The organism is Pseudothermotoga sp. U03pept (assembly GCF_051235805.1).
Classification (GTDB): Bacteria; Thermotogota; Thermotogae; order Thermotogales; family DSM-5069; genus Pseudothermotoga_B.
Genome location: NZ_JBPNXV010000001.1, coordinates 545,736 through 562,205, shown reverse-complemented (window position 1 = coordinate 562,205; position 16,470 = coordinate 545,736). Strand labels below are relative to the sequence as shown.

Annotated in this window: 19 protein-coding genes; 16 read left to right on the top strand and 3 right to left on the bottom strand. The window is 44.6% G+C overall.

Going from position 1 to position 16,470, the window contains the following annotated elements; all coding sequences use genetic code 11:
- Positions 1 to 6: 6 nt before the first annotated feature.
- The 6 genes from ACSFC1_RS02800 to ACSFC1_RS02775 are packed head-to-tail and all read left to right on the top strand — an operon-like array spanning position 7 to position 4,966.
- Positions 7 to 981 carry a thiamine pyrophosphate-dependent enzyme gene (locus tag ACSFC1_RS02800; protein ID WP_435564608.1) on the top strand — a complete coding sequence of 325 codons (975 nt, stop codon included), beginning with the start codon at positions 7 to 9 and terminating at the stop codon, positions 979 to 981.
- Positions 982 to 1,007: 26 nt separating this feature from the next.
- A complete protein-coding gene (locus ACSFC1_RS02795; protein WP_435564607.1) occupies positions 1,008 to 1,532 on the top strand; it encodes a cysteine hydrolase family protein in 525 nt (174 codons plus the stop codon).
- The gene (locus ACSFC1_RS02790) at positions 1,532 to 2,833 is read left to right on the top strand and encodes a nicotinate phosphoribosyltransferase (protein WP_435564606.1); all 1,302 of its coding nucleotides are present in this window, start codon (positions 1,532 to 1,534) and stop codon (positions 2,831 to 2,833) included. Before ACSFC1_RS02795 ends, ACSFC1_RS02790 begins: the two co-directional genes overlap by 1 nt.
- Before the next feature lie 3 nt (positions 2,834 to 2,836).
- On the top strand, positions 2,837 to 3,715 hold the full coding sequence (pdxS, locus tag ACSFC1_RS02785) for a pyridoxal 5'-phosphate synthase lyase subunit PdxS (RefSeq protein WP_435564605.1): 879 nt from the start codon (positions 2,837 to 2,839) through the stop codon (positions 3,713 to 3,715).
- Positions 3,709 to 4,305, top strand: coding sequence for a pyridoxal 5'-phosphate synthase glutaminase subunit PdxT (gene pdxT, locus ACSFC1_RS02780; protein ID WP_435564604.1), 597 nt, complete (start codon positions 3,709 to 3,711; stop codon positions 4,303 to 4,305). Before pdxS ends, pdxT begins: the two co-directional genes overlap by 7 nt.
- Positions 4,289 to 4,966: a hypothetical protein gene (locus tag ACSFC1_RS02775; protein WP_435564603.1), complete on the top strand. Its 678-nt coding sequence runs from the start codon at positions 4,289 to 4,291 to the stop codon at positions 4,964 to 4,966. The genes pdxT and ACSFC1_RS02775 overlap by 17 nt, the downstream gene beginning before the upstream one ends.
- A gap of 25 nt (positions 4,967 to 4,991) precedes the next feature.
- Here the strand turns inward: ACSFC1_RS02775 and ACSFC1_RS02770 are convergent, their stop codons facing one another.
- Positions 4,992 to 5,903 (bottom strand): D-2-hydroxyacid dehydrogenase, encoded by a 912-nt coding sequence (locus tag ACSFC1_RS02770; RefSeq protein WP_435564602.1) that lies wholly within the window; start codon positions 5,901 to 5,903, stop codon positions 4,992 to 4,994.
- Positions 5,900 to 7,048: a pyridoxal-phosphate-dependent aminotransferase family protein gene (locus ACSFC1_RS02765; RefSeq protein WP_435564601.1), complete on the bottom strand. Its 1,149-nt coding sequence runs from the start codon at positions 7,046 to 7,048 to the stop codon at positions 5,900 to 5,902. The genes ACSFC1_RS02770 and ACSFC1_RS02765 overlap by 4 nt, the downstream gene beginning before the upstream one ends.
- Before the next feature lie 257 nt (positions 7,049 to 7,305).
- Here ACSFC1_RS02765 and ACSFC1_RS02760 point away from each other — a divergent pair, with 257 nt between their 5' ends.
- The 9 genes from ACSFC1_RS02760 to ACSFC1_RS02720 are packed head-to-tail and all read left to right on the top strand — an operon-like array spanning position 7,306 to position 14,766.
- A complete protein-coding gene (locus ACSFC1_RS02760; RefSeq protein WP_435565971.1) occupies positions 7,306 to 8,487 on the top strand; it encodes a PLP-dependent aminotransferase family protein in 1,182 nt (393 codons plus the stop codon).
- Positions 8,488 to 8,491: 4 nt separating this feature from the next.
- On the top strand, positions 8,492 to 9,556 hold the full coding sequence (buk, locus tag ACSFC1_RS02755; protein ID WP_435564600.1) for a butyrate kinase: 1,065 nt from the start codon (positions 8,492 to 8,494) through the stop codon (positions 9,554 to 9,556).
- Positions 9,556 to 10,440, top strand: a complete 885-nt coding sequence (locus ACSFC1_RS02750) for a bifunctional enoyl-CoA hydratase/phosphate acetyltransferase (protein ID WP_435564599.1) — start codon at positions 9,556 to 9,558, stop codon at positions 10,438 to 10,440. The genes buk (ACSFC1_RS02755) and ACSFC1_RS02750 overlap by 1 nt, the downstream gene beginning before the upstream one ends.
- Positions 10,441 to 10,453: 13 nt before the next feature.
- Complete coding sequence (gene buk, locus ACSFC1_RS02745; RefSeq protein ID WP_435564598.1) at positions 10,454 to 11,560, top strand: butyrate kinase; 1,107 nt, start codon at positions 10,454 to 10,456, stop codon at positions 11,558 to 11,560.
- Positions 11,536 to 12,186, top strand: a complete 651-nt coding sequence (locus tag ACSFC1_RS02740; protein ID WP_435564597.1) for a cobalamin biosynthesis protein CobQ — start codon at positions 11,536 to 11,538, stop codon at positions 12,184 to 12,186. Before buk (ACSFC1_RS02745) ends, ACSFC1_RS02740 begins: the two co-directional genes overlap by 25 nt.
- On the top strand, positions 12,183 to 12,413 hold the full coding sequence (locus tag ACSFC1_RS02735) for a 4Fe-4S dicluster domain-containing protein (RefSeq protein WP_435564596.1): 231 nt from the start codon (positions 12,183 to 12,185) through the stop codon (positions 12,411 to 12,413). The genes ACSFC1_RS02740 and ACSFC1_RS02735 overlap by 4 nt, the downstream gene beginning before the upstream one ends.
- A 6-nt stretch (positions 12,414 to 12,419) precedes the next feature.
- Positions 12,420 to 13,472: a 3-methyl-2-oxobutanoate dehydrogenase subunit VorB gene (locus ACSFC1_RS02730; RefSeq protein ID WP_435564595.1), complete on the top strand. Its 1,053-nt coding sequence runs from the start codon at positions 12,420 to 12,422 to the stop codon at positions 13,470 to 13,472.
- Positions 13,473 to 13,474: 2 nt separating this feature from the next.
- A complete protein-coding gene (locus ACSFC1_RS02725) occupies positions 13,475 to 14,230 on the top strand; it encodes a thiamine pyrophosphate-dependent enzyme (RefSeq protein WP_435564594.1) in 756 nt (251 codons plus the stop codon).
- Positions 14,227 to 14,766, top strand: coding sequence for a 2-oxoacid:acceptor oxidoreductase family protein (locus ACSFC1_RS02720; RefSeq protein WP_435564593.1), 540 nt, complete (start codon positions 14,227 to 14,229; stop codon positions 14,764 to 14,766). The genes ACSFC1_RS02725 and ACSFC1_RS02720 overlap by 4 nt, the downstream gene beginning before the upstream one ends.
- A gap of 55 nt (positions 14,767 to 14,821) precedes the next feature.
- On the opposite strand, the gene ACSFC1_RS02715 is transcribed toward ACSFC1_RS02720, so the two are convergent.
- The gene (locus ACSFC1_RS02715) at positions 14,822 to 15,628 is read right to left on the bottom strand and encodes a sugar phosphate isomerase/epimerase family protein (RefSeq protein ID WP_435564592.1); all 807 of its coding nucleotides are present in this window, start codon (positions 15,626 to 15,628) and stop codon (positions 14,822 to 14,824) included.
- Between the two features lie 88 nt (positions 15,629 to 15,716).
- On the opposite strand from ACSFC1_RS02715, the gene ACSFC1_RS02710 reads away from it, so the two are divergent.
- The gene (locus ACSFC1_RS02710; RefSeq protein ID WP_435564591.1) at positions 15,717 to 16,469 is read left to right on the top strand and encodes an MBL fold metallo-hydrolase; all 753 of its coding nucleotides are present in this window, start codon (positions 15,717 to 15,719) and stop codon (positions 16,467 to 16,469) included.
- Position 16,470 lies beyond the last annotated feature (1 nt).

Genomic DNA, 16,470 nt, shown 5'->3' with positions numbered 1-16,470 from the left:
AAATAAATGCCGTTGACGATGAAGAAACTTGCGGAAGTCTTTACCAATAAAGAAACAGGTTTAACTCAAGGACATAGAATGTGTCCTGGATGTGGTGCACCGATAACCGTGAAGATAGCCCTGATGACTGCAAAAGCCCTTGGGTATGAACCTGTGATAGGATTTGCAACTGGTTGTATGGAAGTTTCTTCAACGATTTATCCATACACCTCTTGGAGTGTTCCTTATATACACAACGCTTTTGAAAATGTTGCGGCAACTATGAGTGGTGTTGAGACAGCCTACAGAGCCCTGAAAAAAATGGGAAAGTTGTCATCTGACAAGAAATACGCCTTCTTTGCGTTCGGTGGAGATGGTGGCACATACGATATAGGTCTTCAATCGCTTTCTGGTGCTATAGAAAGAGGTCATAAATTCATTTACATACTCTACGACAACGAGGGTTACATGAACACAGGAAACCAAAGATCTGGCTCAACACCTCCAGGTGCAGAGACCACAACGGCTCCTGTTGGAAAAAAGATACCTGGTAAAATGCAGCTCAAGAAAAACATCGTCGAGATAGTTGCGGGACATGAATATGTTTATGCGGCAACTGCAACTATCGGTGAACCCATGGACCTCACAAACAAGATTGAGAAAGCCCTTGCCTTTGAAGGACCTTCCTTCATTGCCACTCTCAGCCCCTGTGTTAGATATTGGAGGGTGCCAGAAGATCAAACGATCGACATAACGAAACTCGCAATTCAGACAAAGTACTGGCCACTTTACGAAGTAGAGCGTGGAGTCTATAGAGTCACGAGAAAACCGAGTACCTTCAAACCAGTCTCTGAATTCATCAAGAGTCAAGAGAGATTTAGGCTTGTTCTGCAAAGACCAGACGCCGAAGAAATAATCAACGAGATTCAGCAATATGTAGACAGAAGATGGGAAAGACTGCTGGCACTTGAGCAAGCGACAAAGGATAAGCCAATAAGATAATGCGCGCGTAAGCTGGGGTCAAAAAGATGCGTGCGCTTGTAGTAATAGACATGCAAAACGACTTTGTTAAACCAGGTGGTGCTCTTTATTTCACGGGCGCAGAGGAAGTAATTGCGCCCGTGGTTGAATTGGTAAAAGAGGCGAAAAAGCGTTCTGAACTGATCATAACAACACAAGATTGGCATGAACCTGACGATGCAGAGTTCAAGATATGGCAGAGGCACTGTGTGAAAAACACTGAAGGAGCAAAAATCGTCGAGCCGTTGATGAACGAACTCAAGTACTACGAGAAACACATAAAGATTCACAAGACTCGATATAGTGCTTTTTATGGTACGAACTTTGATGAGATACTCAAAGAACACCCTATAGACGAAGTAGATCTATGTGGAGTTGTCACACATATATGCGTTCTATTCACAGCAGAAGAGCTGAGAAACAGGCAAATACCAGTGAAATTGCATCAAAAGGCTGTCGCCTCTTATGACGACGAACTACACAGATGTGCCATCAGAATGATGAAAGAGGTCCTCAATGTTGAGGTGGTGTAATGCGAAAAAAAAGACTTGACCCGAAAGTCTTCAAAGTTCCGATAGATCGAATTAGAAACAATTACTACTCTGACATTTATTTCACAAGATATGTCGAAGTACTCAAGAAAGATGGAAAACATCCACATGTCTTGTACCAATTCTTTCCAAGAAAAGACTGTGTTGTTGTTGGAATAGATGAAGCGCTCGCGATATTGAAGTTTGCGAGCGGTTATTATAGAGATGAAGAGAAGGCGAAAGAGATTTTCAGAGAAACTTTGATGTTAGACAAGGCAATACAAGCAGCATCGGTCGATATGAAAACAGATCTCGTTTTGGAGTACACCAGAAAAAAATGGGACTTGAGGATGAAGTTGAACGACTTGTGGGTTGACAAATGGGAAGACATACAGATAAAGGCCCTCTATGACGGTGAAGAAGCAGAAGAATGGGAGCCTATAATGACAATAGAGGGTGACCCAACATACTTTGGTTATCTTGAAACAATCCTCTTAGGAGTCATAGCACGTGCGACAAGTACTGCGACAGCTGTAAAGAATGTTGTTCAAGCAGCAAATGGTAAACCTGTTTTGTATTTCAGCGCCAGATTCGATCACTACTGGGTGCAAACCACTGATGGCTACGCTGCTCTACGAGCTGGTGCATTCGGTGTTTCCACAGATGCCAACGCCGATTACTGGGGAGCAGAATCGATGGGAACGATGCCGCACGCGCTGATAGCAGCTTATGAGGGGAGTACGGAGAATGCCGCACTTGCTTTTGACAGACATATGCCGGGAAATGTGAATCGCATAATCTTGGTCGACTGGGACAACGATGTGATTGGAACTACATTCAAGGTAGTCAAGGCTTTCTACGAACAACAAATGAAAAAACCGTTCACATTGGGTGTAACAGATCCATCACCCATAATAGGAGAGGGCAAGGGAAAGATCTGGGGTGTTCGTTTCGATACTTCTGGAAGCCTCAGGGACGTTTCTGTGGTTCCAAGAGATGAGTCATCCTTAGGTGTGTGTCCAGAATTAGTCTGGAGAGCACGTCAGGAGTTTGACAAAGTGGGGTTGAAAAATCTCAAGATTGTCGTCTCTGGTGGATTTGATGCCGACAGAATTGTTTTGTTTGAGAAATTGCAGGTACCGGTTGACGTTTATGCAGTTGGTTCAAAGTTGTTGAGACATAAAGTGGACATAACTGCCGACATAGTGGAGGTTAACGGCAAACCGTGTGCGAAAGTCGGCAGGTCAAAGAGAGATCTTTCAAGGCTTGAAGTAGTTCCAAAGAGATATTGGGAGGAGGTGTGAAAGATGATAGAAAAAGGTACGTGGTCAGTCAAAACAGGTTTTGCGGACATGTTCAAAGGTGGCGTGATAATGGATGTAACAACAGCAGAGCAGGCAAAGATCGCGGAAGAAGCCGGTGCCGTTGCTGTCATGGCACTCGAGCGTGTCCCGGCAGACATAAGAAAAGCCGGTGGAGTAGCACGCATGGCGAGTATTTCAAAGATAAAAGAAATAATGCAAGCGGTCTCAATACCTGTGATGGCAAAGGTCAGAATTGGACATATCACAGAGGCAAGAATCCTTGAAGCGCTTGGTGTTGATTTCATAGACGAGTCTGAGGTACTCACTCCAGCAGATGATAGATTCCATATCAACAAACACGAATTCAAGGTACCATTCGTCTGTGGAGCAAGGGATCTTGGAGAGGCTCTGAGGAGAATCGCAGAAGGCGCGGCGATGATCAGAACAAAAGGTGAAGCCGGAACGGGCAATGTCGTAGAAGCAGTTAAGCACATGAGAAGAGTCATGGACGATATAAGAAAGGTCACAACAATGCTCGATGACGAGTTGGTCGCGTATGCAAAAGAAATAGGCGCACCTGTAGAATTAGTCAGAGAAGTCAAGAGACTTGGCAGGTTGCCTGTTGTGAACTTCGCAGCGGGTGGAGTTGCCACACCGGCAGACGCAGCATTGATGATGACGCTCGGTGCAGACGGTGTCTTCGTTGGATCTGGAATATTCAAATCCAAAGATCCAGCCAAGATGGCTCGAGCAATAGTGATGGCAGTGACATACTGGAATGATCCAGAGATGCTGTTGAAGGTTTCTGAAGACATAGGCGAGCCCATGCCCGGCCTTGAGGTCGAAGAACTGGAAGTTCGAATGCAAGAGAGAGGATGGTAAAATTGATCGTCGGAGTCTTAGGATTGCAGGGAGATTTCAGAGAGCACCTCTGGGCTTTGCAGAAACTTCAGGTTGAAGCGATTGTGGTCAAGACCGTAGAAGATCTCAGAAAAGTCAAAGGTTTGATAATACCTGGTGGGGAATCTACAACGATCGGAAGACTTGCGCGAATGACCGGCATTGCCGACGAATTGAAGAAGAGAGTTTCAGAGGGTATGCCTGTTTATGGCACATGTGCAGGGATGATCTTGTTGGCGAAGAAGATAGCAAACTATCCAACCCAGTACTCTTTCAGTTTGATGGACATCACAGTAGAAAGAAATGCTTATGGAAGACAGGTCGAAAGTTTCGAAGCAGCTTTGGACATCCCGGCAATCGGTGGAACCTTCAAGGCGATCTTCATCCGAGCTCCCAAGATCGTTGAGTGTGGGAAAGATGTGCAGATACTTGCGACCTACGATGGATCACCTGTTCTCGTGCAGCAGGATAACCTACTCGCAGGTTCGTTCCATCCAGAGCTTGGAGAAGATCTGAGGATTCACCAATACTTTCTCAGAATGGTGGGCGTGAAGTATGCGAGTGTATGTTGATCTTTCCGATGGGCAAACCAAGGAGAGGGTCTTACAAGCTGTTGGCATGTGCTGTGGGTTAGCCGTTGCAGATGAAAAGGACGCAGATCTTTTTGTAGGTGACAGGGTACATCCTTTACTCGATTCTGTACTCGTGAGTGATGATATACCACAGGATCTGAGCCAAGTCATCGATGTCTTGCTTCCAGGACAGTCACTCGATTATTATCTGATGAAGTTCAGACTTCTTCACTGCTATGCACTCACGCATTGTAACGTGGAAACCTTTCTCGATGAGGAGATATACAGATCTCAAAGATACAACATACCACTCTCTGTCGCCATGGTGAGAGTTTATCAGGAGAATGAGTATGTCATCAGAGCCCTTTATAACAGCTCTGCAAGGCTGACAAGAACTTCCGACAAAGTTCTTCTCTATGACAAGGTTACTTTGATAGCTGTCCTACCTTATACTTCGGCAGAAGGAGCAAGAGTTTTTGTGAGCAGACTGCACAGGCATATGAATAGAGTTAAGATACCAAAACTCACAAGCTCTCCTGAAGTCATCTCTGCAGTCTGTCAGATCACGCCACAGATAATCGATTCTTCCGACTTGATCTTGAGACTCGAAGATGGTTTGAACCAGGCAGTAACTAAGGGACAGCGTATCGTGGTAATCTAAAAGAAGGCGGCTTTCAGCCGCCTTTTTAGATTCCAAGCTCTTTGAAGATTCTTTCAACGAGCTCTCTGCCAACTTTCTGTTGTGCTTCGAAAGTTGAAGCACCTATATGGGGTGTAGCAACCACATTGGGTAGTTGTAGAAGTTTTTTCCGTAGATCATCAAAAGGTGGTTCAACTTCAAAGACATCCAAGGCTGCCGCTGCCACTTTCTTGTTCACAAGCGCGTTGTAGAGAGCCTCTTCGTCTATAACTCCACCACGGGATGCATTTACTATGATCACACCATTTTTCATCTTTGCGATGCTTTGTGTATTTATCATGTGTTTGGTATTTTCCGTCAACGGCACATGCAGGGTTATGAAATCAGAAACAGTGTACAGCTCATCAAGATTCACCATCTTCACACCTTCAAAACTTGAGACCAATGGATCATAGGCTACCACAGTCATACCAAAGGCTATGGCTCTTTTTGCCACCTCTTTGCCTATCATACCAAGACCTATTACGCCAAGTGTTTTTCCGAACAGTTCAAAGCCCTCGAGCTCTTTCTTGGACCACAAGCCATTTTTCAAATCGATCGTGCCTCTTGCGATGTGCCTTGCTGCACTTAGCATAAGACCAAATGTGAGCTCGGCAACAGAGATTGCACTCGCGCCAGGTGTGTTGAGAACCTTTATGCCTTTCTCCTTTGCTGCCGCAACGTCGATGTTGTCAAGACCAACACCGGCACGTCCTATGATCTTTAGCTTTTTCCCTTCTTCGATCAACTCCCTTGTGACCTTCGTTGCACTCCTGACTATGAGAACTTCTATCTGCGGCATTAAGGTCGTCAGTTTGTCCTTCTCAAGATGCTCGCTGGAAAGGTCAAGCTGACTTTTCGACTTTAAAAGATTAAAAGCCTCTTGATCCAATGGATCATTCACATGAACTCTTATCATCCGGCAACCCCCTCACGATTGAAGGTTTCCATTGCGGCTCTCACACCCTCGCCAAACTTTACAGGATAACCGAGCTCGTGTAGAGTGAATTCCAAGCCAGAAATTGCCGCTATTGTGTCGAACAAAGAGACATATCCAAGATGTGCTATTCTGAAAATCTTGTTTGAAATATGCCCCTGACCACCCGCAATCGTTATACCGTATTTGTCGCGCATAATCTTTGTGATCTTCTTTCCATCTATCCCGTCTGGTACTTTCACGGCGGTGCAGACATTTCCGGGTCTTTTCGAGAACAGCTCAAGTCCAAGCGCCTTCACTGCGCTTCTTGTAGCTTCTCCAAGAACTCTGTGCCTGTTCCAGACGTTTTCTATGCCTTCTTCTTTGAGCATCTTCACGCTCTGATTGAGCATGTATATCATATTCACTGCGGGTGTCCAAGGGTTGTCTGGGTAATTCTCATCGTAATACCTCAGATCGTAGTAGTATTTTGGACATCTGTTTTTCTCGACCAATTCCCAGGCTTTCTTGCTGAGGGTTATGAAACCCAGCCCTGGTGGCATCATAATACCCTTTTGTGAACCACTTACGACTACATCGACACCCCATTCGTCCATCTTCAGCGGTTCAGCGAGTAAACCACTCACTTCGTCGGTTACAAGAATGCGGTCGGTGTTTCTCGTTAGTTCTGCTATTGCCTTCAGATCGATAACCGTTCCTGTCGATGTTTCACTGTGGGTTGTAAAGATCACCTTCGCATCTGGGTGCATCTTCATGGCGTTTTCTATTTGCTCTGGAGTAACGGCTTCGCCCCATTCTAAGGCAATCTCGATCACATCAATGCCGAAAGCTTGACAGATCTCTTTCCATCTCTCACCAAATTTACCTGAGACAACAACTATTGCCTTTTCGCCTGGGTTCACAAGGTTTGTAACGGCAGCCTCCATGGCACCTGTACCCGATGAGACGAAAACATATACTCTGTTCGAAGTTTGAAAGAAATATCTTGTCTCGTCGAGAGTCTTTTCTATAATGTCCAGAAACTGCGGTGTTCGATGATGAATCGTCTCTTTTGCGCCAGCGAGCAGAATATCGATCGGTACAGGTGTTGGTCCAGGAGCCATAATGTAATTCTTCTTCAACAACATGTGAACACCTCCTTAGTGTACTTTTCAACCTTAGTGTAGCATGTTCGATATCATCAGCAGAAGGGTTGTGTTGAGCAAAATATTGCACGCAACTCTTTGCAATATGCAATTATTTGCAAAAGGTGAAATGCCTTTATTTGAGAAGTTTTTGTGTTTCGAATTGTCTTGGCACGATTTTGATATAGAAGGAATGGGGTGATCTCGTGAACGGGAAGCAGTATCATTTTTCAAAGCTGGCTGGAAGATTGAAATCATCTATGATCAGAGAGCTTCTCAAGTACGCAAATGTACCCGGTGCGATTTCCTTTGGTGGTGGTACCCCAGATCCAGATACCTTCCCAAGGCAAGAACTATCGCAGATTGCGGCAGAGATTGTCGAAAAGGAATACAAATATACACTTCAGTACTCAGTTACAGAAGGTGACCCAGAGTTGGTAAAACAGATACTCCTTTTGCTCGAGAAGATCTATGGACTGCACGGTTTGTCTGCTGAAAATATCTTGATAACGGTGGGGTCACAACAGGCGCTTGAGTTGGTCGGAAAGGTTTTGATCGATCCAGGTGACTATGTAATGGTTGGCGATCCAGAGTATCTTGGAGCTTTGAGTGCATATCGAATGAGAGAACCACAGTTTGTCGTCGTTAACTTCGAAGAAGATGGACCAGATATGCAAATGGTTCAGCAGAGAATCGAAGAGCTCGAAGAGTCAGGTCAGATAAGAAATCTGAAGTTCATATACATCGTTTCCAATTTCCAAAATCCTTCAGGAATCACAACCAGTGTTGAAAAAAGAAAAGCTCTCCTTGAAATCGCCCAAAGGTATGACCTTATGATCGTTGAAGATGACCCATACGGTGTTTTGAGATTCGAAGGCGAACATCTGCCATCGATAATGAAACTTGGAGGTATTGAGAGGGTAATACTTTTGAACACCTTTAGCAAAATCTTGTGTCCAGGATTGAGGATTGGAATTGTAGTCGCAGACAAACCGATAATTCGAAAGTTGGTACTTGCGAAGCAAGGAACAGATCTTTGTAGCCCATCTCTGACCATGAGATTGGCTGCGAGATACCTTGAAAGGTACGATGTATTGCAACAGATAAAGCCCTCTATCGAGCTGTACAGACAGAAGAAAGAGGCAATGATCAAGGCATTAGAAAAGAACTTTGGTGATATCAAAGGCGCTAAATGGACAAACCCTGATGGAGGACTGTTCATTTGGTTTACACTGCCAGAGCTTTATAACACGATGGAAATGTTCGAATTTGCCGAGAAAAACAAGGTCTTCTATATACCAGGCGAAGCCTTCAGACCAAACGATCAACCTTCCTCCTCAATGAGAATGTCTTTTTGTCTTCCACCAATAGAAAAGATCTACGAAGGTGTCGAAAGACTGAGAGACGCCTTTGAGAAATACAGAGCTTCAAAGGGGTTGTAATGTTGTGCACAGGATCTTGGTGATAAATCCTGGATCAACTTCAACGAAAATAGCCGTGTACGAAGACGAAAGATGTGTATTCTCAGAAAAAGTTGAACATAAAATTTCAGATTTGGAGAAATACCCACAGTTAATGGATCAACTGAGTTTCAGAAAGGGAAACATAATCGAAGCAATCGAGAAGAGCGGCTACAAGATCACAGATTTTCACGCAATAGCCGCTCGCGGAGGCATACTCCCGCCACTCGAGAGTGGAACATACCTTGTCGATGAAAGGATGGTCCATTACCTGAAATATCTCTCGCCAGTCAAGCACGTTTCAAACCTCGCGGCGATTATCGGATATGAGCTTGCCAATGGAACGATTCCTGTCTACATAACAGATCCCGTTTCAGTGGATGAAATGATACCAGAGGCTCGATTCTCTGGAATACCAGAGATAGAGAGAAAAAGTCTGCTACATGCATTGAACATAAGAGCAGTCTGCAGGAAAGTTTCACATGAACTCAACAAGAATTATGAAGAACTCAACTTGGTTGCAGTTCATCTGGGTGGCGGTATTTCGGTGGCAGCAATAAGAAAGGGCAAGATCATAGATGTCAACAACGCCAACGATGAGGGACCTTTCAGCCCCGAGAGAACCGGTGAGTTGCCAGTCGGTGATGTTGCAAGAATGTGCTTTTCTGGTAAATACACCAGAGAAGAGCTCAAGAAAAAATTCATAGGAAAAGGTGGACTGGTTGCTTATCTTGGAACCAATGATCTGAGAGAGGCTCTCATGAAGGCAAAAACAGACAAAAAGGCGAATTTGGTAGTAGAAGCAATGGCTTACCAAATCGCAAAGGAAATTGGGGGTATGTGTGCAATATTGTGTGGTTCAGTTGACGCAATAGTGCTCACCGGTGGAATGGCTCACAGCAAAGATTTTGTTGACAGGATAAAAGCGTACATATACAGGTTTGCACCAATTTTCGTCATGGCTGGTGAACACGAAATGGAGGCACTTGCGCTGGGTGCACTCAGAGTTTTGAGGAAAGAAGAAAATCTCAAAATCTGGGGTGGTGCATAGTGAGTAGACTGAGTTCTTTGATCGAGAGAGCAAAAGGCACAAAAAAGAGATTGATCGTTGCAGCGGCAGATGACGATGTTGTTCTGAGTGCCGTGGCTTTGGCGATGAAATATGAAATCATCTCACCTGTTTTGGTTGGTCCAGAAAAAGAGATAAGAAGGATTTCCGAGCAGACAAAGATCGACTTAGCAGATTGTCAAATAGTCGATACCGAGAAAGAAAAAGCTGCCGCGAAAGCTGTCGAGATTGCTTCAAAAGACGGCGGTATACTGATGAAAGGTTCTGTTAGAACTGGGGATTTGATGAAGATAGTTCTTCAAGAAGAGTATGGTCTGAGAACTGGTTCGACGATCACGATGGTGAGTGTTTTTGATATACCATCTTATCACAAACTGCTTGCAATCAGTGATGCTGGCATGATAATCGCTCCAACTTTCGAACAAAAGATAGACATGATAAATGCCACTGTGCGAGTGATGAAAGAACTTGCCGTTGAAAAACCCAAGGTTGCTATCATAGGTGCGGTAGAGGTTCCAAGTGCCAAGATGCCTGCGACGATCGACGCCGCAGTTTTGAGCAAGATGAACGACAGAGGTCAAATAAAGAACTGCATTATCGATGGTCCATTTGCACTCGACAACGCGATATCACTTGAAGCAGCAAGACACAAGAACATAGAGAGTCCTATTGCCGGTGATGCAGATGTCCTCATAATGCCAGACATAGAAGCGGGGAATGTCTTCTACAAAGCGATGGTCTTTCTTGCGAATGCAAAGGTTGCCTCTGTGATCCTTGGTGCCAAGTTGCCGATAGTCTTAACTTCGAGGGCAGATTCAGACGAAACGAAATTGTATTCGATAGCCCTTGCGGCAATTCTTGCTTGAGAGGATGAGAGAGTTGTACAAGATCTTGGTCATCAATCCAGGTTCTACATCGACAAAAATAGCTGTGTTCGAGGATGAGAAAATGGTCCTCTCACAAACCTTGCGCCACAGTACCGAGGAACTCGCCCCGTTTGAACACATCTTTGATCAATACGAATTCCGAAAATCGGCGATTCTCAAGTTCTTAGAAGAAAGTGGGTATAAGATTGAAGACTTCTCAGCCATAGTTGGAAGAGGTGGATTACTAAGACCGATACCAGGTGGTACCTATGAAGTGGATGAAACGATGATCGAAGAGCTTAGATATGCAAAACAAGGTGAACACGCCTCAAATTTGGGAGCAGTACTTGCCCATGAGCTTGCTTTGAATGCTGGAACAAAAGCGTACATAGTTGATCCTGTTGTTGTCGATGAGATGACTGATCTGGCAAGGATTTCAGGTCACCCAGAGTTTCTGAGAAGATCGATCTTTCACGCACTCAACCAAAAGGCAGTGGCGAGGAGAGCTGCCTCAGAAATCGGAAAAAACTACGAAGAAGCCAATCTCATAGTTGTCCATATGGGTGGAGGAATATCGATCGGTGCTCACGTGAAGGGAAAGGTTGTCGATGTCAACAACGCCCTGGATGGAGATGGACCTTTCACACCCGAAAGAAGCGGTACCTTGCCCTTGACACAACTCATAGATCTGTGTTTCTCTGGTAAGTATTCTAAGGAATGGATTCTCAAGAGGATAAAGGGTAATGGCGGTTTAGTAGGCTATCTTGGAACAAACAGCGCCTTAGAGGTTCAAAAACGAATTGATCAGAACGACCGGCAGGCTGAGCTTGTTTACAGAGCAATGGCTTATCAAATCGCAAAGTGGATCGGAAAGATGGCTGCCGCTATGAAGGGTGAAGTTGATGCCATAGTTCTCACAGGAGGACTGGCTTACGATGAGAAGTACATGGTGAAGTGGCTCAAAGAGTACATCTTTTTCATCGCACCAGTCTTGGTGTACCCTGGTGGTGATGAAGAAAAAGCACTTGCACTCGGTGTATTGAGGGTTCTAAGAGGGCAAGAGAAACCAAAGATCTATCACGAAGAGGCAGAAAGATGGCAAAGAATTACGTCTTTGTAGGATTGTATGGAAGTGGAAAAACAGAGTTGGCTATCAATTACGCCATAAAGCTGAGAAAGGACTTTGCAAAAGTTGCCTTAGCAGATGTCGATATAGTATCGCCGTACTTCAGATCAAGGGATTTTCGGAAGATCCTTGAAAATTATGACATAGTGTTGATCACTCCACCTGAAAGGATATTGAACGCCGATCTGCCGGTTTTGAGTGCCTCTGTGGCTGGTTACCTTGACAACCCAGAATACAGAGTCGTCTTAGATGTTGGAGGCGATGAACGAGGCATAGTTGTACTGGGATACCTTAAAGAGCATCTTAGAGACACTGAAGTATATCTTGTTGTGAACACGAAAAGACCATTCAGTCAAACGAGTGAAGAGATTGTTCAGTTAGCGAGAAACCTTGAAAACCGTAGCAAGACCAAGATAGACTTTCTTGTCAACAATACAAACCTTGGTAGCAAAACAGATTCCCAAATAGTTGAGGAAGGAGAAAAGATCGTTCAGAGAGCTGCAGAGATATTGAAAAAGCCAATCCTCTTTACAGCAATTGCCAACTCGATACCTTACGAAGGCAAGTATGAAGTCTTTCGAATAGAGCGTTTTGTCAAGAATAAGGAGGAACTTTTATGAGAAGAGCCTACGTAGAGATAGACAGTGAAAGGTGTAAAGGTTGCGGACTGTGTATAAACGTCTGTCCGCAGAAGATCCTAAGGTTCTCAGAGAAATTCAACACCAAAGGATATCATCCGGCAGAGCAGTATGACCCCGATGAAAAATGCAATGGCTGTGGCTTTTGCTACATGATGTGCCCCGACACCTGTATAACTGTTTTCAGGTTTGTACAAGCTGTGAGGTGATATGAGATGAAAAAAGTGATGATGAAAGGTGTCGAAGCAATTGGAGAGGCGGCAATAATCGCTGGCTGTAGAAATTACTTTGGTTATCCCATCACACCACAGAGCGAGCTGACTGAGTATATGGCTCGTAGGTTGCCGCAAGTGCAAGGCAGTTTTCTGCAAGCAGAAAGCGAAGTAGCAGCCGTGAACATGATGTATGGTGCATCGAGTGTTGGCAGGCGAGTCATGACATCTACTTCTTCGCCTGGCTTCAGTTTGATGCAAGAAGGAGTATCTTACATGGCATGCGCACAGCTACCGGCTGTTTTTGTGAATGTCGTTCGTGGCGGTCCTGGTTTGGGCGACATTCAACCTTCACAGGGAGATTACTTTCAAGCTACAAAAGGCGGAGGACACGGAGATTATCATTTGATAGTCTTATCACCTTCGACTGTGCAGGAAGCGGCTGAGCTCACAATACTCGCCTTCGATCTCGCCGACAGATATAGAAATCCTGTTCTGATCTTCGCAGACGGTCTTTTGGGTCAGATGATGGAACCTGTAGCTTTGCAAGAGCGAGAGATAACCTATGACAACAGCAGCTGGGCGTTGACAGGTGCAAAAGATAGAGAACCAAGACAGGTGACCTCCTTTAACATAGACCCTTATGGTTTAGAAAAGATGAATCTCGAACTTCAGAAAAAATACAGAGAAATCGAGGCAAAGGAAGTACGCTACGAAGAATATCTCACAGAAGATGCCGAGATTCTAATAGTCGCACATGGTACAGTCGGAAGAATTGCGAAAAGTGTTGTGAGGATGGCGCGAGAGAGCGGATTGAAAGCCGGACTGTTCAGACCGATATCCCTCTATCCATACCCATATGAAGCTTTGTCAAATCTCTCTGAAAGAGCGTCGTTAATTCTTGTTGTGGAAATGAGTTCTGGACAGATGCTCGAGGATGTCAAGCTCGCAGCCTGTGGAAAAGCCAAGATCGAATTCTACGGCAGAATGGCAGGTGTTGTACCAACACCAGAAGAGATATTCTCCCATCTTCAGAGCTTAGTGGGGAGGCGTTGAAAATGCAGTACACAGCAGCCTACAAAATGCCAGAGGCTCTGAGTAAAAAACCGTTCACATATTGTCCTGGTTGTCATCACGGAATAGTGCACAGATTAGTCGCAGAAGTAATAGATGAATTGAAAATAAGAGAAAAAACAGTGATAGTTGCTCCAGTGGGATGTTCTGTCTTCGCTTATGAGTTCTTCAACGTGGATGGAACCGTCGCACCACATGGAAGGGCAACGGCTGTTGCCACCGGTATGAAACGTGCAAGACCAGATCTGGTGGTTTTCACATATCAAGGCGATGGAGATTTGGCAGCTATAGGAACTGCGGAAACAATTCACACTGCCAACAGAGGAGAGAGAGTCACAACGATCTTCATAAACAACGCCATCTATGGAATGACAGGTGGACAGATGGCACCAACTACGTTGCTCGGCATGAAGACAACAACCTCTCCATACGGCAGAACTCCAGAAAGAGAAGGTTACCCCATACACATCTGTGAAGTGCTCAAAGAACTCAAAGGTGTGGCTTTCTTGGCAAGGACGAAAGTCACAACACCTAAGGATGTGCTGACAACCAAGAAGTACATTAAGAAGGCATTCTTAGCACAAATAAAAGACATTGGATATGGACTTGTCGAAGTCCTGTCAACCTGCCCAACGAATTGGGGTGTTCCTCCGATAGAAGCAATGAAATGGCTTGAGGAAAACATGACTGCAGAATACCCCTTAGGTGTTTTCGTTGACAAAGTGGGTGAAGAGAAATGACACACAGTATAATCTTTTCTGGATTTGGCGGCCAAGGCGTCATGTTGATGGGTCAAGTTCTCGCACAAGCAGGTATGCTTGAGAACAAATTTGTGACATGGTTTCCTTCTTATGGTCCTGAGATGCGTGGAGGTACAGCTAACTGCACAGTAGTGGTGAGCGATGAACCAGTGGCTTCACCAGTCGTCGAGACACCAACCGAAGTCGTTGCCATGAACATACCTTCGCTTTTGAAATTCGAACAGAAGGTCAAAGAAAAAGGCTATCTGTTCATCAACAGTTCGGTTGTGGACATAAAACCTAAGAGAGCCGACATAAAGATATTCGAGATACCGGCGAATGACATCGCAGAAAAGTTGAGCAATGTGAAAGTTGCAAACATGGTGATGCTTGGAAGTTTTGTTGCCGCTACAAAATGTGTTGACATTGATTCTCTCATTGAAGCAATGAAATACAAACTCTCTTCGAAGAACTCTGAGATTATTGATTTGAACATCAAGGCGATTCTGGAGGGCGCAAGACACGTAGGCGGATGAGATAGACCCACCCATTAGCCGGAGCCAACGCTCCGGCATTTTTTCCTCTCGATTGTCACATTAACTTCGAAAGCTTCTCGTAGGCGATCTGGGCTATCTGTCGGGCGTTCAATTTCCAATATTCTTCGTTGAATAGCTCTACAGAGATCACTCCACTGTAGCCGATCTTCCTGAGAGCCTGCATAAAATCCTTCAGAGGTAAGACTCCGTCTGTTGGCATGACTCGGTCTGAATCTTTGATTTCTCTGTTTTCGATCTTTGGTAAATCATTCACGTGAACGATGAATATACTCTCAGGATCTGTCTTTTCTACATCGGCAACGGTAGATCCACCGGCAAACAAATGACAAGTGTCGATCACAAGTCCTATATTCCTGTGGTTAACCTCTTGCACTATCTGTCTTGCGAGATTGAGGTTGTTCACAGAGCAATTGCTAAAACCAAGAAATTCAAAACCAAGTTTCACCTCGTAGTGATCTGCGAGCTTTGAGAACTCTCTCAGAACACCGATTGTTTCCTTCTTTATTTCTCTTTCTGGAAGCTTCTCATCTAAGAACCCAGGAACGACTATCAGTACCTTCGCTCGCATCTCTTGAGTGAGAGCACACAACATCTCGCACTCTTCAACCTTTTCTTTGAAATCTTTACTGAAAGTTGCCTGTTCAAGTGAATTGATCGTGTAAGCTTCGATGCCGTGTTTCACAAACTCCCCCACTATTTGTGTTGTCGTGTGTGTTTTGATCGCGTCAAACAATTTGGTCTTCCAGATCTCAAGTACATCAAAGCCCGCCTCGCTCGCGGCAGAAATATCACTGAGCAGATCGCATTTCATAGAGGTAGCTCCGTTAAAACCGAGCAACACAACCTCACCCCCATTTCTTTGATCTAAGCTTTCTTAGTGTTAATATTATCACAGAAGAGACAGACTGACATTTTTTGGAGGAGATGGAGTGAGAATACTCTTTTTGGGCACAGCTGCAGCGGTTTCGACACCCAGTAGAGACAACACATCACTTCTTATCAACGACATCTTGATCGATTGTCCTGGTAATGTCTTTGGAAAGATGAAAAAGGCAGGTTACAACCCTTTAAGATTGAAAGCCATCATCATCACCCACGGGCATGTCGATCACATCTATGGTTTGCCCTCTCTAATTGAAATGATCAGACTCTCTGGAAGAAAGGAACCTTTGAAGATTTACATAGGGCGAGATTTTGTTGAAACGGCGGAGAGCTCTCTTGCCATGTATGGTCTTTTGCACCAAGAGCACGGCTTTGAAATAAAGTTGATAGCAGTGAACTATCAACAGCAGTTGCTGTTCAACGACAACGAAATCTCTATCGAGGCTTTTCCAGTGAAACATTCCGTTCCCAACATAGGGCTGAAGTTTTCATCTTTTGACTCAAAAGTTGTCTATACGAGCGACACAGAACCTTGCGATGAACTGATCGATTTATTCAAAGATGTGAATCTGCTCATACATGAATCGAGTTGCAGTTATTTGTACTCGAAACGCCTTGAGGGTCATACGTGTGCTGAAGATGCTGCCAGGATCGCTCAACTTTCGAATGCAAAGGCTCTGTGTTTGGTACATCTGGGAGCAGAGATAGATGGCAATGAATCTCGGCTTACAGAAGAACTCAAGCGCTATTATCTTGGAGAGATATTGATTCCAAAAGATTTGGACAGAGTGGTGATTTGAA